The 24,583-nt window shown below is 72.9% G+C and carries 23 protein-coding genes; 14 read left to right on the top strand and 9 right to left on the bottom strand.

Features of this window, described 5'->3' with window-relative positions; all coding sequences use genetic code 11:
- Nucleotides 1–175: 175 nt before the first annotated feature.
- Together GQ466_RS11350 and GQ466_RS11345 are read right to left on the bottom strand one after the other, a co-directional pair.
- Nucleotides 176–760, bottom strand: coding sequence for a hypothetical protein (locus GQ466_RS11350; RefSeq protein WP_161102835.1), 585 nt, complete (start codon nt 758–760; stop codon nt 176–178).
- 79 nt (nt 761–839) lie between these two features.
- Nucleotides 840–1,178 (bottom strand): MerR family transcriptional regulator, encoded by a 339-nt coding sequence (locus GQ466_RS11345; protein WP_103561863.1) that lies wholly within the window; start codon nt 1,176–1,178, stop codon nt 840–842.
- 124 nt (nt 1,179–1,302) lie between these two features.
- Here GQ466_RS11345 and ahcY (GQ466_RS11340) point away from each other — a divergent pair, with 124 nt between their 5' ends.
- From ahcY (GQ466_RS11340) to GQ466_RS11330, 3 genes are all read left to right on the top strand, one after another.
- Nucleotides 1,303–2,733: an adenosylhomocysteinase gene (ahcY, locus tag GQ466_RS11340; RefSeq protein WP_161102834.1), complete on the top strand. Its 1,431-nt coding sequence runs from the start codon at nt 1,303–1,305 to the stop codon at nt 2,731–2,733.
- Nucleotides 2,734–2,810: 77 nt separating this feature from the next.
- Nucleotides 2,811–4,067: an adenosylhomocysteinase gene (gene ahcY / locus GQ466_RS11335; RefSeq protein ID WP_161102833.1), complete on the top strand. Its 1,257-nt coding sequence runs from the start codon at nt 2,811–2,813 to the stop codon at nt 4,065–4,067.
- A 58-nt stretch (nt 4,068–4,125) separates the two neighbouring features.
- A complete protein-coding gene (locus tag GQ466_RS11330; protein WP_161102832.1) occupies nt 4,126–5,241 on the top strand; it encodes a hypothetical protein in 1,116 nt (371 codons plus the stop codon).
- A gap of 103 nt (nt 5,242–5,344) precedes the next feature.
- Here the strand turns inward: GQ466_RS11330 and GQ466_RS11325 are convergent, their stop codons facing one another.
- The gene (locus tag GQ466_RS11325; RefSeq protein ID WP_161102831.1) at nt 5,345–6,508 is read right to left on the bottom strand and encodes a S8 family peptidase; all 1,164 of its coding nucleotides are present in this window, start codon (nt 6,506–6,508) and stop codon (nt 5,345–5,347) included.
- Between the two features lie 317 nt (nt 6,509–6,825).
- Between GQ466_RS11325 and GQ466_RS11320 the strand changes: the two genes are divergently transcribed.
- Genes GQ466_RS11320 through GQ466_RS11305 form a run of 4 tightly spaced genes read left to right on the top strand, consistent with a single transcriptional unit; the run spans nt 6,826 to nt 9,324 of the window.
- The gene (locus GQ466_RS11320) at nt 6,826–7,302 is read left to right on the top strand and encodes a hypothetical protein (RefSeq protein ID WP_337193423.1); all 477 of its coding nucleotides are present in this window, start codon (nt 6,826–6,828) and stop codon (nt 7,300–7,302) included.
- A 50-nt stretch (nt 7,303–7,352) separates the two neighbouring features.
- Nucleotides 7,353–8,180: an MBL fold metallo-hydrolase gene (locus GQ466_RS11315; protein ID WP_161102829.1), complete on the top strand. Its 828-nt coding sequence runs from the start codon at nt 7,353–7,355 to the stop codon at nt 8,178–8,180.
- Between the two features lie 5 nt (nt 8,181–8,185).
- Nucleotides 8,186–8,842: a phosphodiesterase gene (locus GQ466_RS11310; protein ID WP_161102828.1), complete on the top strand. Its 657-nt coding sequence runs from the start codon at nt 8,186–8,188 to the stop codon at nt 8,840–8,842.
- A gap of 35 nt (nt 8,843–8,877) precedes the next feature.
- Entirely contained in the window at nt 8,878–9,324 is a 447-nt protein-coding gene (locus tag GQ466_RS11305; protein ID WP_161102827.1) for a hypothetical protein, read from the top strand.
- A 402-nt stretch (nt 9,325–9,726) separates the two neighbouring features.
- On the opposite strand, the gene GQ466_RS11300 is transcribed toward GQ466_RS11305, so the two are convergent.
- A complete protein-coding gene (locus GQ466_RS11300; protein WP_161102826.1) occupies nt 9,727–10,812 on the bottom strand; it encodes an RDD family protein in 1,086 nt (361 codons plus the stop codon).
- A 52-nt stretch (nt 10,813–10,864) separates the two neighbouring features.
- Between GQ466_RS11300 and GQ466_RS11295 the strand changes: the two genes are divergently transcribed.
- On the top strand, nt 10,865–11,860 hold the full coding sequence (locus GQ466_RS11295) for a stage II sporulation protein M (protein ID WP_161102825.1): 996 nt from the start codon (nt 10,865–10,867) through the stop codon (nt 11,858–11,860).
- Here GQ466_RS11295 and GQ466_RS11290 read toward each other — a convergent pair.
- Genes GQ466_RS11290 through GQ466_RS11270 form a run of 5 tightly spaced genes read right to left on the bottom strand, consistent with a single transcriptional unit; the run spans nt 11,857 to nt 16,925 of the window.
- Nucleotides 11,857–13,149: a DUF58 domain-containing protein gene (locus GQ466_RS11290; RefSeq protein WP_161102824.1), complete on the bottom strand. Its 1,293-nt coding sequence runs from the start codon at nt 13,147–13,149 to the stop codon at nt 11,857–11,859. The genes GQ466_RS11295 and GQ466_RS11290 overlap by 4 nt on opposite strands.
- Entirely contained in the window at nt 13,149–14,126 is a 978-nt protein-coding gene (locus GQ466_RS11285; RefSeq protein ID WP_161102823.1) for an AAA family ATPase, read from the bottom strand. Before GQ466_RS11285 ends, GQ466_RS11290 begins: the two co-directional genes overlap by 1 nt.
- Nucleotides 14,123–15,283, bottom strand: coding sequence for a DUF4350 domain-containing protein (locus GQ466_RS11280; RefSeq protein ID WP_337193422.1), 1,161 nt, complete (start codon nt 15,281–15,283; stop codon nt 14,123–14,125). The genes GQ466_RS11285 and GQ466_RS11280 overlap by 4 nt, the downstream gene beginning before the upstream one ends.
- A complete protein-coding gene (locus GQ466_RS11275) occupies nt 15,280–15,942 on the bottom strand; it encodes a DUF4129 domain-containing protein (RefSeq protein ID WP_202420383.1) in 663 nt (220 codons plus the stop codon). The genes GQ466_RS11280 and GQ466_RS11275 overlap by 4 nt, the downstream gene beginning before the upstream one ends.
- A complete protein-coding gene (locus tag GQ466_RS11270) occupies nt 15,939–16,925 on the bottom strand; it encodes a hypothetical protein (protein WP_161102822.1) in 987 nt (328 codons plus the stop codon). The genes GQ466_RS11275 and GQ466_RS11270 overlap by 4 nt, the downstream gene beginning before the upstream one ends.
- Before the next feature lie 272 nt (nt 16,926–17,197).
- Here GQ466_RS11270 and mtrA point away from each other — a divergent pair, with 272 nt between their 5' ends.
- The 6 genes from mtrA (at nt 17,198) to GQ466_RS11240 (ending at nt 24,559) form a co-directional block, all read left to right on the top strand.
- Nucleotides 17,198–17,875 carry an MtrAB system response regulator MtrA gene (mtrA, locus tag GQ466_RS11265; protein ID WP_103561876.1) on the top strand — a complete coding sequence of 226 codons (678 nt, stop codon included), beginning with the start codon at nt 17,198–17,200 and terminating at the stop codon, nt 17,873–17,875.
- Between the two features lie 38 nt (nt 17,876–17,913).
- Nucleotides 17,914–19,491, top strand: coding sequence for an MtrAB system histidine kinase MtrB (gene mtrB / locus GQ466_RS11260; RefSeq protein WP_161103834.1), 1,578 nt, complete (start codon nt 17,914–17,916; stop codon nt 19,489–19,491).
- Nucleotides 19,492–19,511: 20 nt separating this feature from the next.
- Nucleotides 19,512–21,257: an LpqB family beta-propeller domain-containing protein gene (locus GQ466_RS11255; protein ID WP_237417850.1), complete on the top strand. Its 1,746-nt coding sequence runs from the start codon at nt 19,512–19,514 to the stop codon at nt 21,255–21,257.
- Nucleotides 21,258–21,365: 108 nt separating this feature from the next.
- Complete coding sequence (locus GQ466_RS11250) at nt 21,366–21,731, top strand: VOC family protein (protein ID WP_161102820.1); 366 nt, start codon at nt 21,366–21,368, stop codon at nt 21,729–21,731.
- 70 nt (nt 21,732–21,801) lie between these two features.
- Nucleotides 21,802–22,647: a ComF family protein gene (locus tag GQ466_RS33115; protein WP_378186359.1), complete on the top strand. Its 846-nt coding sequence runs from the start codon at nt 21,802–21,804 to the stop codon at nt 22,645–22,647.
- Nucleotides 22,648–23,650: 1,003 nt separating this feature from the next.
- A complete protein-coding gene (locus GQ466_RS11240) occupies nt 23,651–24,559 on the top strand; it encodes an alkaline phosphatase family protein (RefSeq protein ID WP_337193421.1) in 909 nt (302 codons plus the stop codon).
- Nucleotides 24,560–24,583: the final 24 nt, after the last annotated feature.

Here is a 24,583-nt window from a genome sequence, read left to right as displayed (position 1 = left end):
CCGCAGTGCGCTGTCCGCAGAGCTCTACCTCTAGCGCTCTGCCCGGTTTGGCCTGAAGCGCCGCGCTCCGACGGGCGCCGCCCGAGGCTTAGATGCTCGCGGCGGTACGGCGGTTGCCCGCGTGCCTGCCGCACGACGCGCGGCCGGGGCGGCGCGCCTGGCTCGGTCTGGCCGGTCAGTGCCGGGGTGGTGGCGGGTAGCCCGGCTGCCCGTGGCCGGGCGGCGGCGCGGCCTGCGGCCCGCCGTAGGGCTGCTGCGGCGCGCCGTACGGCGGGGTGGGTTGGGGTCCGCTTCCGTGCGGTGCGTGCTGCGGTGCGTGTTGTGGTGCGGGCTGGGGTGCGCCGTAGTGAGGTGGGGCGTACTGCGGGCCGTAGTGCGGAGCGCCGTGCTGTGGCGGGGGCTGGGGGGTGTTGGGGTGGGGCGGGTTGTTCTGGAGGGCGCGGCCGGGTGGCGGGACGGTCGCGCGTGCGGCCGACCGTCGGCGTGCGACCCCGGCGGCTTGGCCGAGGAACACGAGGCCGCCGAGGAGCACGATCGGGCCGACCACCATCATGATCACGGCCTCACGGCCGTTCTGCGACTTCTGTTCGTCGTAGCCGCGGGTCGTGGACGAGCCGTTGCTGACCGTCCGGCACGTGTCGCCCGGTGCCATGACCTCGCTGCCGCACTTGACCTCGGAGCTGCCCCGGGACGCGATGCCCCCGATGAACAGCCCGATTCCGGCGACGATCCCGACGATTCCGTACAGCCAGCCCTTCACGGTGGCCCGCCTCTCAAACTGGGGGAGTTGGCGAAGCACTCCGATGCCGACGCGGCCGGACGAGTTCGTACCGATTCGATCACCGCCGCCGCAGCAGGCGCAGCGCCTTCTCCTTCTCGAAGTCGAGGTAGCGGGCGGGCGGAGCGGACAGCCGCCCGACGCGTTCGCCGAGTTCGCGCAGCCGCGCCTGCACTTCGGGCTCGGCGAGCACGCGCAGCCCGAAGGCGAGTTCGGCGGGCCCGATGTCGTAGCGTCGCTCCAAGGAGAGGGCGAGGGCGACGGCGCGCAGTTCGTCGTCCCCGAACCGACGGTGGCCCGGCCCGGCGTCGCGGGTGGCGGGGAGCAGGCCGAGCGACTCGCGGTACCGGAGCATCCGGGGGGACGTGCCGAGCCGCCGCGCGGCCTCTGTGATACGCATGGCCCAATTCTGACAAATCAGTGGCAGAAATGCGCCCCCGACCGTGCCCCGGAGCGAACACCGTGCTTAGACTCCCTCCGGGACCCGGCCCCAAGCACCCATCACGTGGACACTGAGGAGCAGCATGGACTTCAAGGTCGCCGACCTTTCGCTCGCCGACTTCGGGCGCCGGGAGATCCGGCTCGCCGAGCACGAGATGCCCGGCCTGATGGCGGTCCGGGAGGAGTACGCCGCCGCCAAGCCGCTGCGCGGCGCCCGGATCATGGGCTCGCTGCACATGACGATCCAGACCGCCGTCCTCATCGAGACGCTGGTCGACCTCGGCGCGGACGTCCGCTGGGTGAGCTGCAACATCTTCTCCACGCAGGACCACGCCGCCGCGGCGGTCGTCGTCGGCCGGGACGGCACCGTCGAGGAGCCGAAGGGCGTACCGGTGTTCGCCTGGAAGGGCGAGACGCTGGAGGAGTACTGGTGGTGCACCGACCAGGCGCTGCGCTGGCCGGACGGTGGGACCCCGAACATGATCCTGGACGACGGCGGCGACGCGACGCTGCTCGTCCACAAGGGCGCGGAGTACGAGAAGCTCGGCTCCGTCCCGACGGCGACCGCCGACGACCCCGAGGAGTGGGGCGTCATCCTGGAGACGCTGCGCCGGACGATCGCCGAGACCCCCGGCCGCTGGACCGAGACGGCCAAGAACGTCAAGGGCGTCACCGAGGAGACCACGACCGGCGTCCACCGCCTGTACGAGATGCACAAGGCGGGCACGCTCGCGTTCCCGGCGATCAACGTCAACGACTCGGTGACGAAGTCGAAGTTCGACAACAAGTACGGCTGCCGGCACTCGGTGATCGACGGCCTGAACCGCGCCACGGACGTCCTGATCGGCGGCAAGGTCGCGGTCGTGTGCGGCTACGGCGACGTCGGCAAGGGCTGCGCGGAGGCGCTGAAGGGCCAGGGCGCCCGCGTCATCGTCACCGAGATCGACCCGATCTGCGCGCTGCAGGCCGCGATGGACGGCTTCCAGGTCACCGTGCTGGAGGACGTGGTCGACAAGGCGGACATCTTCGTCACGACGACCGGCAACTTCAACATCATCCGCGCCGACCACATGGAGCGGATGAAGCACCAGGCGATCGTGTCCAACATCGGGCACTTCGACAACGAGATCGACATGGCCGGGCTCGCCAAGATCCCGGGCATCGTCAAGACCGAGATCAAGCCGCAGGTCCACGAGTGGCGCTTCCCCGACGGCCACACGATCCTCGTGCTGGCCGAGGGCCGGCTGATGAACCTCGGCTGCGCGACCGGCCACCCGTCGTTCGTGATGTCGAACTCCTTCACCAACCAGGTCATCGCGCAGATCGAGCTGTTCACCAAGACCGAGGAGTACCCGGTCGGCGTGTACGTCCTGCCGAAGCACCTGGACGAGAAGGTCGCCCGCCTGCACCTGGACGCGCTGGGCGTCAAGCTGACGGAGCTGACCAAGGAGCAGGCCGCCTACATCGGCGTCCACCAGGAAGGCCCGTACAAGCCGGACCACTACCGCTACTGATCCGAGCGCCGCGACGCCGCCGTGCCCGAGGGCGCGGCGGCGTCGCCGTCCCCGCCGAAAGCACAGGGAGGTCGAGGGTGAGCGACGTCGCCGATGTGACGCTGGCCGCCGCCGGGGTGGGCCGGATCGAGTGGGCCGACCGGTCGATGCCGGTGCTGCGGCGGATCCGCGAGCGGTTCGCGGCGGACCGGCCGCTGGACGGGTGGCGCATCGCGGCGTGCATGCACGTCACGACGGAGACCGCGAACCTGATCCGGACGCTTCAGGCAGGCGGCGCGCAGGTGGCGTTGGCCGCGTCGAACCCGCTGTCCACGCAGGACGATACGGCCGCCGCGCTCGCCGTCGAGTACGGCGTTTCGGTGTTCGCCCGGTCGGGCGTGGACCGCGACGGTTATTACCGGCACATCCACCAGGCACTGGAGATCGGCCCCGACCTGGTGCTGGACGACGGCTGCGACCTCGTCAACCTCCTGCACCTGGAGCGGACGGACCTGCTCGACACGGTGAAGGGCGGCTGCGAGGAGACGACGACGGGCGTCATCCGGCTGCACCAGATGGCGCGCGAGGGGGCCCTGAAGTTCCCGATGGTGGCGGTCAACGACACCGACACCAAGCACATGTTCGACAACCGGTACGGGACGGGCCAGTCCACGCTGGACGGGATCATCCGCGCCACGAACACCCTGCTGGCGGGCAAGACGATCGTCATCGCCGGGTTCGGCTACTGCGGACGCGGCCTGGCCGAGCGGGCCAGGGGCCTCGGCGCGCGCGTCGTCGTGACCGAGATCGACCCGGTGAAGGCGCTGGACGCGGTGCTGCAGGGCTTCGCGGTCGAGCCGATGGACGACGCCTGCCGCCACGGTGACGTCTTCATCACCGTCACGGGCAACCGGGACGTGATCCGGGGTGAGCATCTGGCGGCGATGAAGGACGGCGCGATCCTCGCGAACTCCGGCCACTTCGACGTGGAGATCGACGTCCGGGCACTGGCGGACCTCGCGGTTGCGGTGAACCCGGACGTCCGCCCGCAGGCCGACGAGTACGTGCTCGCCGACGGCCGCCGCCTGGTGCTGCTCGCCGAAGGCCGTCTGGTGAACCTGGCCGCCGCCGAGGGCCACCCGGCGGCCGTCATGGACATGTCGTTCGCCGACCAGGCGCTGACGTGCGCGTGGCTGGCCGAGGCGCACGCGGGGCTGGCCGCGGCCGTCCACGACGTGCCGAAGGAGATCGACACCGAGGTCGCGCGGCTCAAGCTCGCGTCGATGGCCGTCGGGATCGACAGCCTGACGCCCGACCAGGAGGAGTACCTCCGCTCCTGGCGACTCGGGTCCTGAACGCGGAGGATTGTCGGTCTTCCGGCGGTGTGCTCCGGGACGCGTTACCGTTTCGCGGGTGGACGACGGCACGGGCGACGCGGAACTGGCCGACCTGATCCAGGAGGGTCGCCCGGGGCCGGCGGAGCCCGAACGCCTCGGCCGGCACGACGTCCTGGTGGAGCGCGCGGGCCTCGGGACCAGCGTCTACCTCGTGAAGCACGGGCGCGTCCTCACGCTCCGCGCCAATCACGGTTACCGCGAGGACGTCGCCGAAGCCCTGCTCGACGCCGTCGTGGACCTCATGGCCGTTGACCAGGGCCCGGTCGTGCGGCTGCGGACCCTGTCCGTGCCGGGCTTCCCCCTCGACCGCGCCGCGTTGCTCGGCCCCGGCGAGACCGACTTCTTCGCGCGTCGGCCGGGCCTCGCCGAACGCGGGCTCCAGGTCGTCCCGGTGCACCGGAGCGAGGCGGCGGACGGCGAGAGCGCGGCCGAGTTCCGCTGGGCGGTCTTCGGCCGGGGCCTCGGACTGCGCGCGGCGCACTGGGACCGGGCGCCCGAGCCGCGCGCGGTGCTCGTCCGGGGACGGCGGCGACCCGCGACCGTCCGGGCGCGAACGGTCCTGGAGCGCGACGCCCCGACTCTGCTCGACGGCCGGGACCTGTGCGTCCGTGACATGCGCGGCCACGAGCTTCGGTTGGTGCGCGAGTGGGACCGGCTGCGCGGCACGCTGATCGAGGCCAGTGGCGACCCGCTGCCGGTGGACGTCCCGCGCCTCGGCGCGTGGGCCGCGCTCGGCCCGCTGTTCTTCGGTGCCGACCCCGCCGACGTCGTCCGGATCGCGCCCGGCGATCCCGAGCCGATGCTGGAGATCCGCGTCGCCGACCCTGGCCGTGGCCGCGCCGACATCGAGATGCATCCCGAGACGCTGGACGCGTGCCTGGCGTGGGTGCGGGCGCTGACGCCGGAGAACGGCGCGTTCCTCGTGTTCGCGGGCCGGTCCGGCGGCGTCGTGCAGATGGTGTGGGAGGACGACGGGCTCTGGCTGGAGACGCCCGAGCCCGAACGGCGCCGCTCGCGCGGGCGGCACGTGACCCTCGACGAGGCCGAGCGCATGGTCGAGATCCTGGCCCGCGACGACCGGGTGGCCGTGGACGAGCTGGGCGGCCTCACCGAGATCTCGCTGGACGGCTGACACGGCCGGGACGGGCCCCCGAGCGCCCGCCCCGGCTGGACGGCGCGGGCCCCGGCGCCGGAGGGGCGGCGCCGGGACCCGAGACGTTCTCCCTGTACGGGGGTCAGAGAGAACGCTTGTTCAGAAGGAGGTTCGGGGTCCCCGCCGGGACGCCGGACAGGACGTTCGGGGTGGCGTTCGCCGTCAGCCACGACCGGATCGTGGAGTAGGACGCGTTGCCGTAGGTGGCCTTGTAGAGCGCGGCGGTGCCCGTGACGTGCGGCGTCGCCATCGACGTACCGCTGATCGTGTTGGTGCCGCCGTTCAGCCAGTCGGAGGTGATGTTCGTCCCGGGGGCGTACAGGTCGACGCAGCCTCCGACGTTGGTGTAGCTGGCGCTGGCGTCGGAACTGGTGCTCGCGGCGACGGTCGTGGCGTTGGCGGCGCTGGACGGCGAGCTGTTGCAGGCGTCGGCACCGTAGGAATTCCCCGCCGCGACGGCGAGGAACACCCCCGAGCTGGCCAGGTTGTTGGCCGCCGTGTTCACCGACGAGGAGAACCCGCCGCCGAGCGACATGTTCGCCACCGCCGGGTTGGAGTGGTTGGTCGCGACCCAGTTCATACCGGCGATGACCTGCGAATAAGTACCGCTGCCGTTGCAGTCCAGGACCTTCACACCGCGCAGGTAGACGCCCTTGGCCACGCCGTAGGCCGTACCGCCGACCGTCCCGGCGACGTGCGTGCCGTGGCCGTTGCAGTCGTTGGCGCTGCCGCCGACGGCGTTGTAGACGTTGCTGGCCCGGCTGCCGAAGTCGGAGTTCGGGAGCGAGAGGCCCGTGTCGATGATGTAGGCGTAGACGCCCGCACCCGTCGAGTTGTAGGTGTAGCTGTTCGACAGCGGCAGGTTCGTCTGGTCGATGCGGTCAAGGCCCCAGGACGGCGGATTGACCTGCGTCGTGGACGCGTGGACATAACCGTCCTGCTCGATGGAAGCGACGCCGCGCGTGCGGCGCAGCGCGTCGAGCTGGCTCGCCGAGAGTTTCGCCGAGAATCCGTTCAGCACCTTCCCGAACGTCCGTGCGGCGGTGATGTTGCGCTTGCGGGTCGTCTCGCTGACGGACACGCCGGATTTCAACGTCACGATGTACTGCCCCTTCACACCGGTGCCGGGAGCGGCGAGCGTGAGGGGGGCGGTGAGCGTGGCGGCCTGCGCCGGGGTCACCGACACGGCCACCAGGGACGCCGCGGCCGGGCCGGCCAGCAGCGCCGCGAGCAGGGACTTTCTCATCAGGGCTCCGTTCGTGCGAGAGGACCGGCGCGGCCGGGGGACCGGCCGGTCGGCGACGAAGATGATGTGAATCTCGATCAGCGCCGGGGACGCGTCAACGCCTTCGACCCCGACAGAAATTCACTCTGAACGGGCACGGGATTCGATAGGACGCGCCTTTAACACGGGCGTCACACTCTGAACGGTCGAGAACGATGCGATAACGTCCGGGAATGCCGCGCGGAATCTACGTCCATGCCGACGGGGAACTGACGGAGCGCTTCCAGTGCGCCCCGGGACCCGGCGGATGGCGCTACGTGGGGGAACGGTCCGATGGCGTGCGCACCGATCTGGTGGTGGACGCCCGCTGGCGGCAGATCCGCGTCGAGGTGCGCGCCCCCGGCGGCTGGCTGCGCGGGGGGTATACCGGACAGGCCATGACATGGGTCCGGGGCACCGACGGTGACGCGTCCGAATTCACCGCGCGCGCGGCGGGCTTCCTCGGCGAGTCCCCGGGATTCCTGGTCGCGGTGGCGCGGTCGCTCGCGCTCGCCGACGGGGCCGCGACCGGGCTGCGGGTCGTGACGATCGCCGGGCCGGCGCTGGCCGCGCTGACGGTGGCGCGCCGCGTCCTGCGGGCCGGGACGGAGGTTCACGTGACGGACGTGGCACCGCTGCCCGTCGAGCGGTACGAGATCACCGACCCCGACACGGCCGAGACCGGGATCGTCCACCTCGCCGGGGACGTCGTGCTGGACGCGCCCGGCATCGAACTGGCCGAGCTGGAGAGCCCGCCGAACCTCGTCCGCGCGTAGCCGCCGCCTCCACGGGTAGGGGCGGCGCCCGCGCCCGAGGAAGGGGACCCATGAGCGCAGTCGAGCCGGAGGACGGCACGCTGACGTTCGTCGGCAACGCCACGACGATCATCCGTTACGGCGGCTTCACGCTGCTCACCGACCCGAACTTCCTGCGTCGGGGCGACCACGCGCGGCTCGGCTACGGGCTCACGACCCGCCGCCTGAAGGACCCGGCGTGCACGCCCGACGAGCTGCCCGACCTGGACGCCGTCGTGCTCTCCCACCTCCATGACGACCACTGGGACCGCGTCGCCGAGGAACATCTCGACCCGGACCTGCCGATCTACACGACGCCGGCCGCCGCGCGGACGCTTCGCGACCGGGGCTTCCTTGAGGCCGAGGGCATCGGGACGTGGCGGCACCGGACGCTCAGCAAGGGCGGCCGGGCGCTCCGCGTCACGGCGCTGCCCGGACGGCACGGGCCGGGGCCGCTCGCCCGGCTGCTCCCGCCCGTCATGGGCGCGCTGCTGGAGTTCGGCCCGCACGGATCGCCGCCGGACCTGCGGATCTGCGTCAGCGGCGACACGCTGATGTACGGCGAGATCGCCGAGATCACGCGCCGCCATCCGGGGATCGACACCGGGATCGTCCACCTCGGCGGGACGCGGCTGCTCGGCGTCACCGTCACGATGGACGGACGGCAGGGCGCGGACTGGGTCGAGACGGTCCGCTGCGCGACGGTCGTGCCCGTCCACTACGACGACTACACCGCGATGAAGTCCCCGCTGTCCCAGTTCGAGACGGAACTTGACCGGCGGGGACTCGGTCGGCGCCTCCAGCGCGTCGAACGCGGCCAGAGCCTGCGGCTGGCGCCCCTCGCGGGCGCGGCCCGCTGAGCGCCGTGGCCGGCCAGGCCGCGGTCGAGGAGACCGCGCGGCTCCGACACGCCCGCGCCCTGCACCCGGCCGGACGGATGTTCGGCGGCACGCTCCACATCGACCCGGACGCCCGGCACGTCCTACCCGCCGGGTCCGGGCCGCTGGCGGCGGTCGGCGAGCACGGCGTGATCGCGCGGCTGTCCAAGGGCGGCGGACTGCCGGACGGCCTGCCGGACGCGCTCGGCCTCGCACTGCGCGTCCCGACCCACGGCACGCCGATCGACCTGCTGTTCACAACATCGCTGCTGCGGCATCTGCCCTGGCCCCGCCGCTCGTTCGCGACCGGAGTGTTCAGCACGCTGATGCCCTACCGGCTCGGCGGGCGGATCCGGCTGCTCGGCGTGTTCCCGCTGCGCGGCCAGCGGCTGCCCGCGCGGATCGGCGACCTCGACGACGCCGTCCGCGCCGAACGGCCGCTGTTCGCGCTGGCCGCGACGACCATCGTCGGCGGATGGCGCCCGTTCGCGCGGCTCCGGCTGCACACGCCGCTGGACGACGACCGGACGTTCGATCCGGTGCTCAACGCCCGTCCCGAGGCGCATCTGGCCGGGCCGCTGGTCCGGCTGCGCCGCCGCGCGTACGCCGCATCCCGCCGGGGCCGCGACGCGCCCGAGCCGTGAGCGCATACCGCGCGTTCGGCGGGTAGGGGCGGCGCATGAACACCATCACCAAAGGGCTGATCGCGGGCGCGGCGGGGACGAGCGCCCTCAACTTCACCACCTACCTCGACATGGCCGTGCGGGGCCGTCCGGCCAGCAGCACGCCGGAGGAGACGGTCGAGCGGCTCGCCGGCGACACGCACGTGGACCTCGGCGAAGGGCAGCAGGCCGAGGCGCGCAAGGAAGGCGTCGGGACGCTGCTCGGCTACGCGACCGGGCTGGCGTCGGCCGTCGGGTACGGCGTGCTGGCGCGGCGGCGGGTGCCGTGGCCGGTGGGCGTGCTCGCGCTGACGGCACTGGCGATGACGGGCTCGAACGCGCCGATGACCGTTCTCGGCGTGACCGATCCGCGCAAGTGGCCGGTGTCGAGCTGGCTGTCGGACGCGATCCCGCATCTCGCCTACGGAGCCGCCGCCTACCTGGCCTACGAGCACCTGCGCTGAGCGGGTCGGTGCGGTGGGCCGAGGACGTCCTCGCCCGGCCTCATCAAACGCTTCGGCAGGAAGCCCCGGACGAGCCGGACGGCCCGAACGGCGGCGGCCCGTCGGCCGTCTCCAGATGCGACGCTGGACGCACCGGGGGAACTCTGCCCGTCCGAGATCGGGTCGGCAGGCGGCGCGCCGCCTCCCGCGAATCGCGGCATCGGGCCGGTTGATGGCTCGCCAACCCATCCAGGGGTACGGCCTGCGGCCAATTGGCGGCGCACCGCCCGTCGGAGGTAGGGCATTGGCCGGTCGATGGCCCGCTGGCCGTCGGGGTTACGGCATGGCGCGCCGGGCCGGCTTTCTCCCGGCTGTCAGCCGGGCCAGTCGTCGCCCGTGAGCGCCGCACCGGGACAGGCCGCGTCAGGTGCGCGGGCCGTTCGGTGGCCAGCCTCCCGTCGGGGGATACGGCATGGGGCCAGTCGGCGGTCCGCCCGCCGGCGGGGGATAGAGCATGGGTCCGGTCGGTGGCCCGCCGGCGGGCGGGGGGTACGGCATCGGGCCGGAGGGGGGACGGCCGACCGTCGCCGGGTAGGGCGCTGGGCCGCCCGCCATCGTGGGGTGCGGCGCCGGACCGCCTGCGGTCGGGTACGGGATGGGGCCCGTCGGTGGACCACCGGGCGTCGCGGGATAGGGCGGCGGGCCGCCCGCCATCGCGGGTTCGGGGGACAGGCCGCGCAGGCGGCGGAGTTGCGCGCGCTGTGCCGCGAGACGCCGCGACTCCCGTACGCGCCGCTCGGCCAGCACCGCCGACAGCACCAGCTCCGGCCGCCAGCCCGGCGGTGGAGGCGGGCTGACCAGCGCGCCCACCTGCCCGGCGATCCGGGCGCCCAGCTCGTCGCGGACCTCCGGCAGCAGCTCCCAGAACCGGACGAGGTACTGCCGCGCCGTCATCGCCAGATCGTCCGGCACCCGCGACAGCTCCAGCCCGGCCGCCCACGCCGCGAGCCCAGGCGGCATCACCGCGACCGGCCCGAAATGCGCCGGCCCCGACGCGCGCTCCTGGATGACGATCGTCCCGGCGAACACGTCCCCGAGCCGCCGCCCGCGCCGGCTGCAGAGCGACGCGACGAGCGCGGGCGCGCCGTAGAGCGTCCAGAACTCCAGGAACCCGGCGAGGGCGCGGACGAGTGCCTGCCGGAACCGCACCGGCCCGCCGTCGCTCGCGACGACGCGCATGCCGAGGGCGAGCTTGCCGAGCGTCCGGCCGCGCGTCACCGTCTCCATCACGCACGGGTAGCCGACGATGACGAGCACGACCGTCGCGAGCGTCACGCCGACGCCCCACGCGGGGTCGGCGATCGAGGTGAGGGCGCCGAGCAGGTTCCCGAAGAGGCCGAGCAGCGTGAGCTGGAGCATCAGGTCGATGAAGAGGGCGCACGCCCGGCTCGGCAGCCGCGCGACCCGCAGGTCCAGCGCGACGGCCTCGCCGGTCACGAGTTCGGCCACGAGCGGCCCTCCTCCGCGTCGAAGGAGGTCCATTTTGCCGTACTCTCGCCGGGTGGACGTCGACGCCTACGCCGCCGCGCACGACGCGGAATGGCGGCGCCTGGAGAAGCTCGTCAACTCCGCCCGCAAGCTGAGCGGCCCGGAGATCGACGAGCTGGTCGAGCTGTACCAGCGGACGGCGACGCATCTGTCGGTCGTGCGCTCCAGCTCGCCCGACCCGCATCTCGTGGCGCGGCTGTCGTCGCTGGTCGCTCGGGGACGCGCGACGGTCGCGGGCGCGCAGGCGCCGATGTGGCGGGACGTGACGCGCTTCGCCACCGTCGCGTTCCCCGCCGCCGCATACCGGCTGCGCTGGTGGTGGATCGGCATCACGGTCGTCGGGAACGTGTTCGCGGTGATCCTCGCGGTGTGGGTCGCGCGGAACCCGGACGTCCAGGCGTCGATCGGTTCCGACCACGCGATTCGCCAGCTCGTGGAGCACGACTTCGCGAACTACTACACCGAGCACTCGGCGTCGTCGTTCGCGTTCCAGGTGTGGGTGAACAACGCCTGGGTGTCGGCCGTCGCGCTGATGTTCGGGATCTTCCTCGGGCTGCCGACGCTTTACGTCCTCTTCGCCAACCAGCTCAACCTGGGCCTGACGGCCGGGCTGATGTTCGCGCACGGCAAGGGCGACGTGTTCTTCGGGCTGATCCTGCCGCACGGGATGCTGGAGCTGACGGCCGTCTACCTGGCCTGCGCGGCGGGCCTGCGGCTCGGCTGGACGGTCGTGGACCCCGGCCCGCGCCGCCGCGGCGAGGCGCTCGCCGCCGAGGGCCGTGCGCTGGTCGCCATCGCGATCGGGCTGGTCGGCGTGCTGCTGGTGTCCGGTCTCATCGAAGGGTTCGTGACGGGCTGGGTCCACGTCACGTGGCTGCGGATCGGGATCGGCGCGGTCGCCGAGGCGGGCTTCCTGACCTACGTGATCGTCCTCGGCCGCCGCGCGCTCGCCGCCGGGGAGACCGGCGCGGACGACCTGGTCCCCGACACCGTGCCCGTCGCGGCCTAGAGCCGTCCGGCGGCCTTCAGCGCAAGGTAGGCGTCGGCGAGCGCGGGCGCGATGCGGTCCGGCGGCGCGTCCACGACCTCGACGCCGAACGCGCGCAGCTCGGCCGTCAGCCGGTCCCGCTCGGCGCGGGCGCGCTCGGCCGCCGCCGCGTCGTAGGCGGACACGAGGTCGCCGCGCGCTCGCGCCATCGCTGCGGCGCGCGGGTCCGACACGGCCGCGACGAGCACCAGGTGCCGCGCGGTGAGCCGAGGCAGCACCGGGTACAGGCCCTCTTCGATCGCGGCGGCGTTCAGATCGGTGAGCAGCACGACGAGCGACCGCTGCCGGACGCGCGCCAGCAGCGCCGACACCATCCCGGCCGCGTCCGACTCGACCAGCGCGGGCTCCAGCGGCGCCATCGCCTGGACCATCGCGGTCAGGACGTCCGTCCGGGACGTCCCCTCGACGCGTGCCCGGACGCGCCGGTCGTAGGCGAGCAGGTCCACCCGGTCGCCTGCGCGGGACGCCAGCGCGCCGAGCAGCAGCGCCGCGTCCATCGAGCAGTCGAGGCGCGGGACGTCCCCGACCCGCCCGGCGGACGTGCGGCCGGTGTCCAGCACCAGGTAGAGGCGGCGGTTCTGCTCGGGCCGCCACGTCCGCACGACGACGTCGCCGCGCCGCGCGGTGGCCCGCCAGTCGATCGACCGGACGTCGTCGCCCGCCACGTACTCGCGCAGCGAGTCGAACTCGGTGCCCTGGCCCCGGATCTGCGCGACGTTCGCGCCGGTCAGCTCGCGCAGCCGGGCCAGCTTGGCGGGCAGGTGGCGGCGCGAGGGGAACGCGGGCAGCACCCGCACCCGCCACGGCGCGGGCCGGGAGAGCTGCCGCGCCGCGAGCCCGAGCGGGCCGCGCGACCGGACGACGACCGTCACCGCGTCCCGGTCGCCGCGCCGCGTCGGAGTCAAGGTCATCTCGATCCGGCGGCGCTCGCCGGCGGGCACGTCGATCCGGACGACCCGGGGCGCGGCGCCCGCGCTCGGCGGCCAGACGTCCCGCAGCCGCGCCCGGACGCGCCGCCGTCCGGCGTTCTCCACGATCAGCGCGACGCGGGCGGCCTCGCCGAGCCGCACGCTCGTGTCCCCTGCGCGGTGCAGCTCCAGCGCCCGGACGTTGCCCGCGAACGCCACGTCCACGATCACGCCGAACGCCAGCACCGCCCACACGGCGAGCAGCGTCCACCAGCTCGGCACCAGCAGCGGCAGGAGCGCGCCGAGCAGCGCGAGCAGCCCGAGACGGCCGGTGACCGCCATCAGCGCGGCGCGGGGACGTGGGCGAGGATGCCGTCCAGCACGCCGTCGGCCGTCGCGCCCTCCAGCTCGGCCTCCGGACGGAGCTGGACGCGGTGCCGCAGCGTCGGCCGGGCGAGCGCCTTCACGTCGTCGGGCGACACGTAGTCGCGGCCCGACAGCCACGCCCACGCCCGCGCCGTCGCGAGCAGCGCCGTCGCGCCGCGCGGCGACACGCCGAGCGCCAGGGACGGCGACTGCCGGGTCGCCCGGCACAGGTCCACGACGTAGGCGGCGACCTTCGGGTCCAGGTGGACGGCCCGGACCTGCGCCCGCCCCGCCGCGAGGTCCGCCGCGCCCGCGACCGGCTTGACCTCCGACAGGTCGGACGGGTCGAAGCCCGCCGCGTGCCGCTGGAGCATGGTGATCTCCTCGTCCCGGGCCGGGACGGGCACGGTCAGCTTCACGAGGAACCGGTCGAGCTGGGCCTCGGGCAGCGGGTACGTCCCCTCGTACTCGACGGGGTTCTGCGTCGCGCACACCACGAACGGGTCGGGCAGCGGACGGGCTGTGCCCTCCACCGACACCTGCCGCTCCTCCATCGCCTCCAGCAGCGACGCCTGGGTCTTCGGCGGCGTCCGGTTGATCTCGTCGGCGAGCAGCAGGTTCGTGAACACCGGGCCGGGCCGGAACTCGAACTCCGCGGACCGGTTGTCGTAGATCAGCGAGCCGGTGACGTCGCCGGGCATGAGGTCCGGGGTGAACTGGACGCGCTTGAAGTCCAGCTCCAGACTGCGCGCCAGCGTCTTGACCAGCAGCGTCTTGGCGGTGCCCGGCACGCCCTCCAGCAGCACGTGCCCCCGGCACAGCAGCGCGATGACCAGGCCCGTCACCACCGACTCCTGGCCGACGACGGTCTTGCCGACCTCGCCGCGCAGCGCGGCGAGCGCGGCGCGCGCCCGTTCCGCGTCGGGAAGGTCGTCGGTCTTGTCCAGGTTCACGAGTCGCGTACCTGCCTTTCCAGATCGTCGAGGAGGCCGGGGAGCGCGACGAGCGCCGCGTCGTCGGCCGGTTCGGGGCCGTAGAGGGCGTAGCCGACCGCGGCCTCGTCGTGGGTCGTCCGCCGGGCGACCGCCGTGACGATCTCCGGCGCGGCGGCCGGGTCGGTCGCGGCGCCGCGCGGGAGGCCGAGCAGCGGGACGAGCCGGGCGCGCGCGGACGCCCGCAGCGCGGCGGCGGCGCTGCCGCGCGCGTGGTGCGCCCGGTAGAGCCGGGAGCGGCCCTCGATCGTCTCGGCGGACCGGACGACCACCGGCAGCGCCTCGGCCACCACCGGCCCGAACCGCCGCATCCGCCAGAGCGCGATCAGCACGATCGCGACGGCGAGCCCGACGGGCAGCAGCCGCCACCCGAACGGCACCATGTCGCCGAGGCTGCGGTCGCCCCGGTCGGCGCCGGGCGGCGGCAGGTCCGGGACGAGCCACACCGCCGACGACCGCGCGCCGACCAGGTTCAGCGCGAGCGCCGCGTCGCCCTCTTCATCCAGGTGGGCGTTGGTGAGCGGCGCGGCGCTGCCGAGGATCGTCACCGTCCGGCTCCCGACCGGCACCTGCACCAGCCGGGCCAGGCCGCTCTCGCGGTAGCAGCCGGTCGCGCCGGGCGGGACCGTGTAGGTCAGGGACGAGCCGAACGCGACCGAACCGGCCTGTTGCGCGGCGGGGACGGGGCAGTCGGGCGGGCCGCTGTCTCCGTAGGACTGGCCGCCCTCCTCGACCGTCGGCGCGAGCGCGGCCAGCACCCGCGCGCTCGGCGCGACGAGCACGAGGTCACCAGGCGCGGCGCTCAGCCGCAGCAGGTCGGCGCGGGTCAGCCGGCCGGGCCGGGTCACGACGACCACGCTGTCGGACGTGCTGTGCTCCGCCGCGTCGGTCGTCGTCCGCGCCACGGTCAGCGGGGTGCCGCGCTGGCGCAGGATCTCGGTGAGCGCCCGCGCGCCGTCCTGGTCCGGGGACGCGGGGTCCAGGGCGTCGGCGGGCGTGGCGGGCCGCAGCGCCGCCAGGACGATCGCCACGAGCACGATGGCCAGCAGCGCCCCGGCGACGCCGCGCGACGCGCGCAGCCGCCGCCCGGCGACCTGCCGTGCGGTGGGGACGGTCACCAGCGCGCCCCCTCCTCCGCGCCGACCGGTTCCAGCGGCTGCGGCCGGGTCGCCCTGACGTGCTCGTCCAGGGCCGTGAGCAGCGCGTATCCGTCGGGGCCGCCGGGCCGGTCGCCGTACCAGACGTCGTCGAAGACCCGCACGGCCGCGCGGAACTCGCCGGCCAGGCCGGGCAGCGCGGCGCCGGCCTCGCGGGCCAGCTCGTCGGCGGTGCGGCCGGGCCGGGGCTCGACCACGGCGCGTTCCTCCAGGTCGCGGGCCACGGCGAGGAGCCGGGCGCGGATCGCCTCGGGCCACCGTCCGGCGGCGGCGTGCCGCTCGGCGGTGACGCGCAGGTCCAGCGCGGTGGCCTCGGGCTCGCCCGCGAACAGGCCGTCCCGGTCGGCGCTCGGGTTGCGGCGCCCGCGCATCAGCCACGCGACCAGCGCGATGACGAGCCCGACAATCAGCAGGATGACCACCAGCGACAGCCAGCCGTTGCCGTGCTGCTGCCCGCCGGGGTCGCTCGCCCGGTGCAGCAGTTCGTTGAGCCAGTCGGCGAAGCGCCGCCACGTCCGCTCCGCCCAGGACGGCTCGTCGCGGTGGTAGATCGGCTTCTCCAGCTCCCGGCGGGCCAGCTCGCGGGCCTGCTCGCGGCCGATCGGGTCCAGGACGATCATGCGGTCTGCCAGTGGTCGAAGAAGTCGGCGTCCGGCGCGTCCGGCCGGGTCCGCAGATGCAGGTCGAAGCCCTCGCGGCGCATCCGCCCGTCCAGGTAGAGCAGCACGATCACCCCGGCGTCGAACGGCAGCACGACCGACCAGCTCACGATGCGTCCGACCGTGTCCACGACCAGCGCGGCGAAGGCCTGCCCACCGGACGGATCGCCCGCCGACAGCACGACGCTCACGATGATGAACGGCAGCCGCAGCGCGAGGAAGCCCATGAAGATCGTCAGCAGCAGCGTGACGACCAGCGTCGCGCAGGTGCGCCACCAGCCGCCGCGCGCGAGCGTCCGGCCCCGCGCCAGCGCCGCCGCGACGCCGCGCCGCTCCAGCACCGCCGCCGGGACGGCCTGGACGAGCAGCACGTAGAGCCAGATCATCAGCACCAGCCCGACCGGCACGCCGAACACCGCCGTCGCGACGATCACCGGCGGGTCCGCCTCCGCCGCCAGCGCGGCGATCATGGGCAGCGTCGGCACTAGCAGCCCGGCCAGCGCCGCCGCCATGACCAGCAGCGCGGTGCCGAGCAGGGAGAACAGGCGCGGACGGACATCCCGGAGCGCCCGGCCCGGCGCGGGTCGGCCGAACATCTCGCGGCCGAGCGCGGGCGCCAGAAAGCCCGCCAGCACGAGGATCCCGAACGCCGACAGCACCATTCCGGCCATGCTCAGCGTGACCTGGGCGCCCAGCGAGCGCAGCAGGACGGCCGGGGTGCGCTCGTCGCGGGCGGCGTCCCCGACGAAGAAATACGCAGCGACCGTCACCAGGACCTGCACGAACGTGCTCACGGCGAGGGCGAAACCGAGGCTGAGGCGCGGGGCGCGGCGGATCGCGGCGACGGCGCCGTCCAGGATCTCCGCGACCGACATCGGCCGCAGCGGCACGTCGCCGCCGAGCAGCGCGGCGGGATCGTCGTCCCGTCCGGCCGGTCTCGGCATCTCCGCTCCTCGTTCGGCTCACTCGGCGTCTGGACATCCTGTCACGGCCCGGGAGCGCGATCGTCGGATGCGGCCCTGGCGGAACAAAAGTGCCCGAATCGGGGCGAACGTCCGGCGGAACCTGTCTACACTCCGGCCTTTGAGTACGGCTGTCGTAGTCACACTCCGCTTTTACCTTCGGCTGGATGAGTCATGGCGCAGGTAAACGCAGGTAACCTGGCTGACCAAGGCGTACTGCCCTGCCAACCCAACGTATTGCGACGATGAGGGCCATGAGAGGACGTGTACTGGTCGTCGATGACGACCTCGCGCTCGCCGAGATGCTCGGCATCGTGCTGCGCGGCGAGGGCTTCGAGCCCTCCTTCGTGCACGACGGCGACAAGGCGCTCGATGCGTTCCGGGAGACGCGGCCCGACCTCGTGCTGCTCGACCTGATGCTGCCCGGCGCGGACGGCATCGACGTGTGCCGCCAGATCCGGGCGGAATCGGGCATCCCGATCGTCATGCTGACGGCCAAGAGCGACACCGTGGACGTCGTGCTCGGACTGGAGTCCGGCGCCGACGACTACATCGTCAAGCCGTTCAAGCCCAAGGAACTGGTCGCCCGCGTCCGCGCCCGGCTGCGCCGCACCGACGAGCCCGCCCCCGAGACCCTGCAGATCGGCGACATCACGATCGACGTCGCCGGGCACTCGGTCAAGCGGCTCGACAAGCACATCCCGCTCACCCCGCTGGAGTTCGACCTGCTCGTCGCGCTGGCCCGCAAGCCGCGCCAGGTCTTCACCCGCGAGGTCCTGCTCGAACAGGTCTGGGGGTACCGGCACGCCGCCGACACGCGGCTGGTGAACGTCCACGTCCAGCGGCTCCGCGCGAAGATCGAGAAGGATCCGGAACGGCCGGAGATCGTCGTCACCGTGCGGGGCGTCGGTTACAAGGCGGGCCCGGCCTGACCGCGCAGGCGACTGCGGCGCGCCGCCGGGCCGGGCGGCTGCTGGCCCGGCTGCGCCGTCTCGTCGGCGCCGTCTACCTGCGCTGGCGCCGCTCGATCCAGATCCGGGTCGTCACCTCGACGCTGTGCATCTCGGCGATCGTCGTGGCGATCCTCGGCATGTTCCTGACGCAGCAGATGTCGAACGCGCTGCTGGACGGCAAGATCAAGGCGGCGCGGCTGCAACTGGACGAGGGGCTGTCGACCGTCGAGCGCCAGCTCGGCAACCAGCCCGACAACGGCAGCCGCCTGGACAACGTGATGGCCGGGCTGAAGGCGCGCAGCGGGCCGTCCGGACTGTACGAGGTGTACATCCGGGACACGCGCGACTCGTCCTTCGACGGCTACAGCACCAACGAGCTGCGGGTGGAGAGCATCCCGCAGCGGCTCCGGGACGAGCTGCGCCGCAGCCCCGCCGACACGACCGCGTACACGTTCGGGAAGCTGTCGTACGTGGGCCGTCCGTCCGAGCGGGGGCTGATCGTCGGCGGCAAGGCCGGGCAGTTCGAGCTGTACTACCTGTTCCCGCTCACCCAGGACCAGCGGACGCTGACGGTCGTCAGCCAGGCGCTCGTCGGCGTCGGTGTCGTGCTCGTGCTGCTGCTCGCGGCGATCGCGTCGCTGGTCACGCGGCAGGTCGTCATCCCGGTGCGGCTCGCGGCCCAGGGCGCGCAGCGGCTCGCGGACGGACGGCTGGAGGAGCGGATGCGGGTGCGCGGCGAGGACGACCTCGCGGCGCTCGCCCGCTCGTTCAACGAGATGGCCGCCAACCTCCAGGACAAGATCGTGGAGCTGGAGGACCTGTCGCAGGTCCAGCGGCAGTTCGTGTCGGACGTTTCGCATGAGCTGCGCACGCCGCTCACCACGATCCGCATCGCGGCCGACATGCTGTACGAGAACCGCGACACCTTCGACGACCCGATGGTGGGCCGGTCCGCCGAACTGCTGCAGAGCCAGCTGGAACGCTTCGAGTCGCTGCTCGCGGACCTGCTGGAGATCAGCCGGCACGACGCGGGCGCGGCCACCCTCGACGCCGAGTCGCTCGACATGCGCGACCTCGTCCTGCGCGTCGTCGGCGACATCCAGAACCTCGCCGAGCGCAAGGGCAGCAAGGTCCTGCTCCAGCTGCCCGGCGAGCCCTGCATGGCCGAGGTGGACCGCCGCCGCGTCGAGCGGATCCTGCGGAACCTGCTGGTCAACGCGGTCGAGCACGGGGAGGGCGAGGACATCGTCGTGTCCGTCGGGGCGGACCGGGACGCGGTGGCGGTCGCCGTCCGCGACCACGGCGTCGGCCTCAAGCCGGGGGAGGGCCAGATGGTGTTCGACCGGTTCTGGCGCGCCGACCCGGCCCGCGCCCGCACCACCGGCGGTACCGGGCTCGGCCTGTCGATCTCCCGCGAGGACGCCCAGCTGCACGGCGGCTGGCTCCAGGCGTGGGGCGAGCCCGGCGCCGGATCCCAGTTCCGGCTGTCGCTGCCGCGCGTGGCGGGCGCCGAGCTGCGCGGGTCGCCGCTGCCGCTGGTGCCGCCGGGGGCCGGGGGACGTCCCGTCTTCGCCGAACTGGAGGCCGGCGAATGAAGGCGTGCGCGCGGGGGGTCATGGCCGCTTTCGTGCTCGCCGCATCGCTGACCGGCTGCGCGAGCGTGCCGAGCGGTGGCCGGGTGATCACCGGACGGCCCGCCGAGCCCGCCGAGCAGGTCGATGATCCGTATGTTCGGCTGATTCCGGTCAGTCCCCGGCCCGAGTGGGATCCGGCGCAGCTCGTCGCGGGGTTCCTCGCCGCGTCCGCGAGCTTCGACGACGGCCACAAGGTCGCCCGCCGGTACCTGACGGGCACCGCCGGCGGCTGGAACCCGGGGGCGCGCCCGCCCGTCCTCGTGTTCGCCGACCGGCCCCGGCTGGAGATCACCGAGCAGAACGCGACGCGCGCGACCGTCCGGGCGTCCGGGGACCGGCTCGGCTCGATCGGCGCGGACGGTCAGTACATCTCCGATCCCAAGCCCGTGGACGTCACGTTCGCCGTCACGCGCGCCGCGCCCGGCAGTCCGTGGCGGATTGGCGGGCTGCCGCCGGAGGCCCGGGGCGGGCTGATCCTCACCAAGAGCGACGTGGACCGGGCGTACCGGACCGTCAACCTCTACTTCTTCGCGCCGGACGGGGGCACGCTCGTCCCGAACGGGATCTTCCTGCCGCTGGTGAACCGGCGCGATCTGCCAGGGCAGCTCGTCCGGGCGCTGCTGGACGGGCAGACGTCCTGGCTGGGATCGGCGGTGGAATCGGCATTCCCGTCCGGGACGCGGCTGCGGGACGTCCATGTGGAGGACGACACTGCGGTCGTGGACCTGAGCCCCCAGGCGCGGTCCGGCGATGTGGAACGGATGTCGGCGCAACTGTCGTGGACGCTGCGGCAGTTGTCAGAGATCAGCCGGTGGAAGCTGGAGATCGGCGGGGACACGGTCGCTTCGCGCGGATACGGCGCCGTCCAGCCGGTGCGGGCCTGGGACGGCAACGCTCCCGACGGCCCGGCCGTGCCGGATCAGCCCGCGTACGTCCTCGCCTCGTCGGGACGGCTGAGCAGGCTCACCGGAGACCAGCCGCAGCCCGTCCTGCCGGCCGGGGGGCCGCTCGTACGGCCGACCGTGTCGCCGGACTACCGGCAGGTCGCGGGCCTCAGTCCGTCCGGCGACCGCATCGTGCTGCGCGACCTCGTCAGCGGGACAACGTTCCGTACCGTCCTCTCCCGGCACAGCGCGGGCACCCACTTCACGGCGCCCGCGTTCGACCGGGACGGCGCCCTGTGGACGGTCGAGACCAAGAAGGACCACTCGTGGCTGTGGGTGGTGCCGCGCGGAGGCCCGGCGTTCCGCGTCACGGACTGGGGCCTCGCCGACCGCGAGGTGAAGGCGTTCCGGCTGGCCCGCGACGGCGTCCGGGCGGCGGTGGTCGTCACCGTGGACGGCCGCGCGCAGGTACAGCTCGGTCGTATCGTCCGCGATCGGTCGTCGGGCCTGGAGGCGGGCGCGTTCCTGCCGGTCAGCTCCGAACTGGTGGACGCGATCGACCTGTCCTGGCGGGACTACGCGACACTGGCGGTGCTGGGCCGCAAGGGCAACGACACCCGCGTGCTGCCCTATCTGATCCCGGTGAACGGCGGCGGGATCAGCTCGCTGGGCGTGGGCGCCCTGGGCAACCCCACGTCGATCGCGGCGGCCCCCGGCGCCCCGGTCCTGATCGGCACCAAGGACGGCGGCCCCGGCCGCGTCTGCCGCCAGCGCGCGCCCCGCGACACGATCAGCGAGTGGACATGCCCGGTACCGGGCGCCGACCCCACCTACGCCCGCTAACTCCCGTTCCCTCCGCCGCTCACTTCTTCCGCTGCCGCCCATCACCAGGACGGACTCAGATCGCCGTACGGCCGTCAGCCTGTCGTACCGAGCCTCTACCGTGCGGGTATGTTCCTCGGCCTGCGAACGATCGTCTATCCCGTCCGGGACCTCGCGACCGCGCGTCGCTGGTGGTCGGAGATCCTCGGATCGGCCCCCTACTTCGACGAGCCGTTCTACGTCGGCTTCAACGTCGGCGGTTACGAGCTTGCGCTCGACCCGAACGGCCATGCGGAGAGCGGCGCAGGACCGGTCACGTACTGGGGAGTCGAGGACGTCGACCAAGCGGTCACGCGGCTGACGAGCTCCGGCGCGACCGTCCACGCGCCCATCACGGACTACGGCGGCGGGATCCGCACGGCAGTCGTCGTGACGCCGGACGGGAACCTGCTGGGGGTGATCGAGAACCCCCACTTCCCCGACTCGCCCGCCTGATCGTCCGGAAGTTATCCACAGCTTGTGGGCAGAGTGGCGGCAAGGCCGACAAGCGGACGATGCTCGCCCCATGAGCTTCCTCCACGACCTGCTCGACCTGATCGTCCCCGAGACGTGCGCAGGCTGCGGACGCGGCGGCACCGCACTCTGCGGAACCTGTGCCGTCCCCCTGACCCTGGACCCGCGCCCGGCCCCGCTGCCCGTCCGTCCGCCCGGCGTGCGCTGCTGGACGGTGGCGGACTACGCGGGAAACGTCCGCAAAGTGATCAACGCGCACAAGGAACAGGGCCGAACCACGCTGACCCGCCCCCTAGCCGCCGCCCTGACCCGCGCCTTGAAAGCCTCCCTGCCCCCGCCCGCCGTCCCTGCCCAACCAACTCCGCCACCGTCCGACCGAGAACTCCCACCACTGCGACCCGGCCAGATCCCACCCCGCGACACGCCACCCACCACCCCAACGGAAGGACTCATCCGCAAGCCCTCAAAAACTTCCGGACAAGGGACCAGGAGCCGCCGGGTCGTAACCGGCGAGCTGACGGGATCAAATCTCATCCACGTGATCCCGGTGCCATCCGCCCGAAGGGCCGTGCGCCGACGCGGTGATGACCCCTTGCTCAACGTCGCCCGCACAGCCGTCCGAACCCTGACGAACGAGGGACTCCCACTCGTCCTGACGACCGCGCTAAGGCAGACGCGCCCCGTGGCCGACCAAGCCGCACTCAGCCGCACCGAACGCGTAGCCAACGTGAAAGGAGCCCTAACCGCCGCACACCCGCTAGACGGCGCTCGCGTCATCGTCGTAGACGACATCGTGACGACGGGCGCGACGCTGACCGAAGCCGTTTGCACTCTCCACCGAGCAGGCGCCCACGTCCTTGCAGCGGCGACGATCGCAGCGACAACACGAACAACCTGATCAACCCCAACCTCCAGCACACCCGCCCGCGTGCCGCACCCATCCGCGTGCCGCACCGGCCCGCGTGCCGCAGCGGCCCGCGTGCCGCACCCACTTGCTCGCGGCGCCGACCCTGCCCGCAGTGCTTACGGTGCCCACCGCGCCTGCCCCCATCACGCGCACCTTTCACGCGCCGCGCTGGCCTAGCGTGCCGCGGCCCCTTACGCGCGCTGCGCTCACCCACGCATCGCGGTGCTCGTTTGCCCGGCACGGCCAAGTCCGTGTGGCGCGCACCCGTGTCGCGCTTCATCCCGCGCCTTTCCACGCGTTCCAATCGCCGCGCCCGCTCCGCGCGTCGCGTGCTTCCCGCGCGTCGCACGCCCCGTCGGCGGTGCGCTCCGTCCGCCGCACTCCCTGCGTCGTCGCGCTCATTTCGTGCTTCGCGATGGCTCCGCGTGCCATGCCCTAACGCGCGCCGCACTCAACCTTTATGCCGAGGCGCCGCCCGGGCCCGCCGGGGGCCGCGCTTGCCCACACGGAGTGTCCGCGCGCCGCGTCCGCGCGCCGTGTCCGCGCGCCGTGTCCCGCGCGCTGCGCCTACATGCCGTTCACTCGTGTCGCACCCATCCTGTGCGTCGAGCCCACCGCAAGGCCGCACTTGTCCACATGCTGCGCCGGGTACAACGGGCGGCGCCAACTTGCGCGCGGTGCCCCATGGCCCGTGCCCACGTGCGCCTTGCGTGCAGTGGTGGGCGTTGGGTTGAGCCGGTGCTGCGCGCTTGTTCGGTTGTTGTGCGTGTGTGCGTGGCTGGGTGGGGGCTGGGAGGTTGCTGGATAGTCGCTGGAAGGTTCTAGGAGGTCTGCTGGACGGTTAGGGAGGTGTGGCGGGGGCGGTCGGAGGGTGGTTGGGTTCATCTGGCGTTGGTCGTCGGGTCTTCCGGTGGTCGTGGAGCGGCGGGGACGCGGTGGCATCTTCGCGTGGCCGGGCCGTCCAGTCCGGCGTGCAGTCACGCAGGAGGCCGCAGTGTCCGATCCTTCCACCGCGCTCCGTTCGTTCAGAATCTCCCGGCGCAGGGGCGTCGTCATCGTCGCCCTGGCCGCCGTCGCCGCCCTCGTGTCCGCGCTCGCCGCGCAGGGCGAGCGGCACCGGGCCTATGCCGCGACCATCCCGACGCCCGACCACGTCGTGGTGGCCGTCTTCGAGAACCACGCGTACTCGCAGGTCATCGGCAGTTCCAGTGCCCCGTACATCAACTCGCTCGCCACCGGAGGCGCCAACCTCACCAACATCTTCGCCGAGACGCACCCGAGCGAGCCGAACTACTTCGCGCTCTTCTCCGGCAGCACGCAGGGCATCACCGACGACGCCTGCCCGCCCCCCGGGTCGCCCTACAACAAGGCGAACCTCGGCGCCGAGGTCATCGCGGCCGGCCGGACGTGGGGGAGCTACAACGAGGGCCTGCCGTCGCAGGGCTCCACGACGTGCTCCAACAGCGCGGGCAAGTACGCGCGCAAGCACAACCCGTGGTTCTCGTTCAGCAACGTCCCGGCGTCCACGGGCTACACGTTCAACCAGTGGCCCACGGACTACACCACGCTGCCGACCGTGTCGTTCGTCGTCCCGAACCTGTGCAACGACATGCACGACTGCTCGGTGAGCACCGGCGACACGTGGCTGAAGAACAAGCTCGACGGCTACGCCCAGTGGGCCAAGACGCACAACAGCGTCCTCATCGTCACGTTCGACGAGGACAACGGCTCCGCCGGGAACAAGATCGCGACCGTGTTCTACGGCGCGCACGTCCGTCCCGGCGCGACCGACGGCACCCAGTTCAACCACTACAACCTGCTGCGCACCATCGAGGACATGTACGGCACCACCCACGCGGGCAACGCGGGGTCGGCCACGCCCATCACGTCGATCTGGCAGTGACGGATCGCTGACGGCTCGATGAAA

The organism is Actinomadura rayongensis, from assembly GCF_009831215.1.
Taxonomy (GTDB): Bacteria; Actinomycetota; Actinomycetes; order Streptosporangiales; family Streptosporangiaceae; genus Spirillospora; species Spirillospora rayongensis.
This window is presented reverse-complemented; position numbering and strand designations above follow the sequence as displayed.

Excerpts from the sequence above, each read along its gene's own strand:
- GQ466_RS11305 (WP_161102827.1), top strand. The coding sequence starts at position 8,878 with ATGAACACCATCACCAAAGGGCTGATCGCGGGCGCGGCGGGGACGAGC.
- ahcY (WP_161102834.1), top strand. The coding sequence starts at position 1,303 with ATGGACTTCAAGGTCGCCGACCTTTCGCTCGCCGACTTCGGGCGCCGG.
- mtrA (WP_103561876.1), top strand. The coding sequence starts at position 17,198 with ATGAGAGGACGTGTACTGGTCGTCGATGACGACCTCGCGCTCGCCGAG.
- GQ466_RS11345 (WP_103561863.1), bottom strand. The coding sequence starts at position 1,178 with ATGCGTATCACAGAGGCCGCGCGGCGGCTCGGCACGTCCCCCCGGATG.
- GQ466_RS11250 (WP_161102820.1), top strand. The coding sequence starts at position 21,366 with ATGTTCCTCGGCCTGCGAACGATCGTCTATCCCGTCCGGGACCTCGCG.
- GQ466_RS11275 (WP_202420383.1), bottom strand. The coding sequence starts at position 15,942 with ATGATCGTCCTGGACCCGATCGGCCGCGAGCAGGCCCGCGAGCTGGCC.
- GQ466_RS11270 (WP_161102822.1), bottom strand. The coding sequence starts at position 16,925 with ATGCCGAGACCGGCCGGACGGGACGACGATCCCGCCGCGCTGCTCGGC.
- GQ466_RS11290 (WP_161102824.1), bottom strand. The coding sequence starts at position 13,149 with ATGGCGGTCACCGGCCGTCTCGGGCTGCTCGCGCTGCTCGGCGCGCTC.
- GQ466_RS11255 (WP_237417850.1), top strand. The coding sequence starts at position 19,512 with ATGGCCGCTTTCGTGCTCGCCGCATCGCTGACCGGCTGCGCGAGCGTG.
- GQ466_RS11325 (WP_161102831.1), bottom strand. The coding sequence starts at position 6,508 with ATGAGAAAGTCCCTGCTCGCGGCGCTGCTGGCCGGCCCGGCCGCGGCG.
- GQ466_RS11315 (WP_161102829.1), top strand. The coding sequence starts at position 7,353 with ATGAGCGCAGTCGAGCCGGAGGACGGCACGCTGACGTTCGTCGGCAAC.
- GQ466_RS33115 (WP_378186359.1), top strand. The coding sequence starts at position 21,802 with ATGAGCTTCCTCCACGACCTGCTCGACCTGATCGTCCCCGAGACGTGC.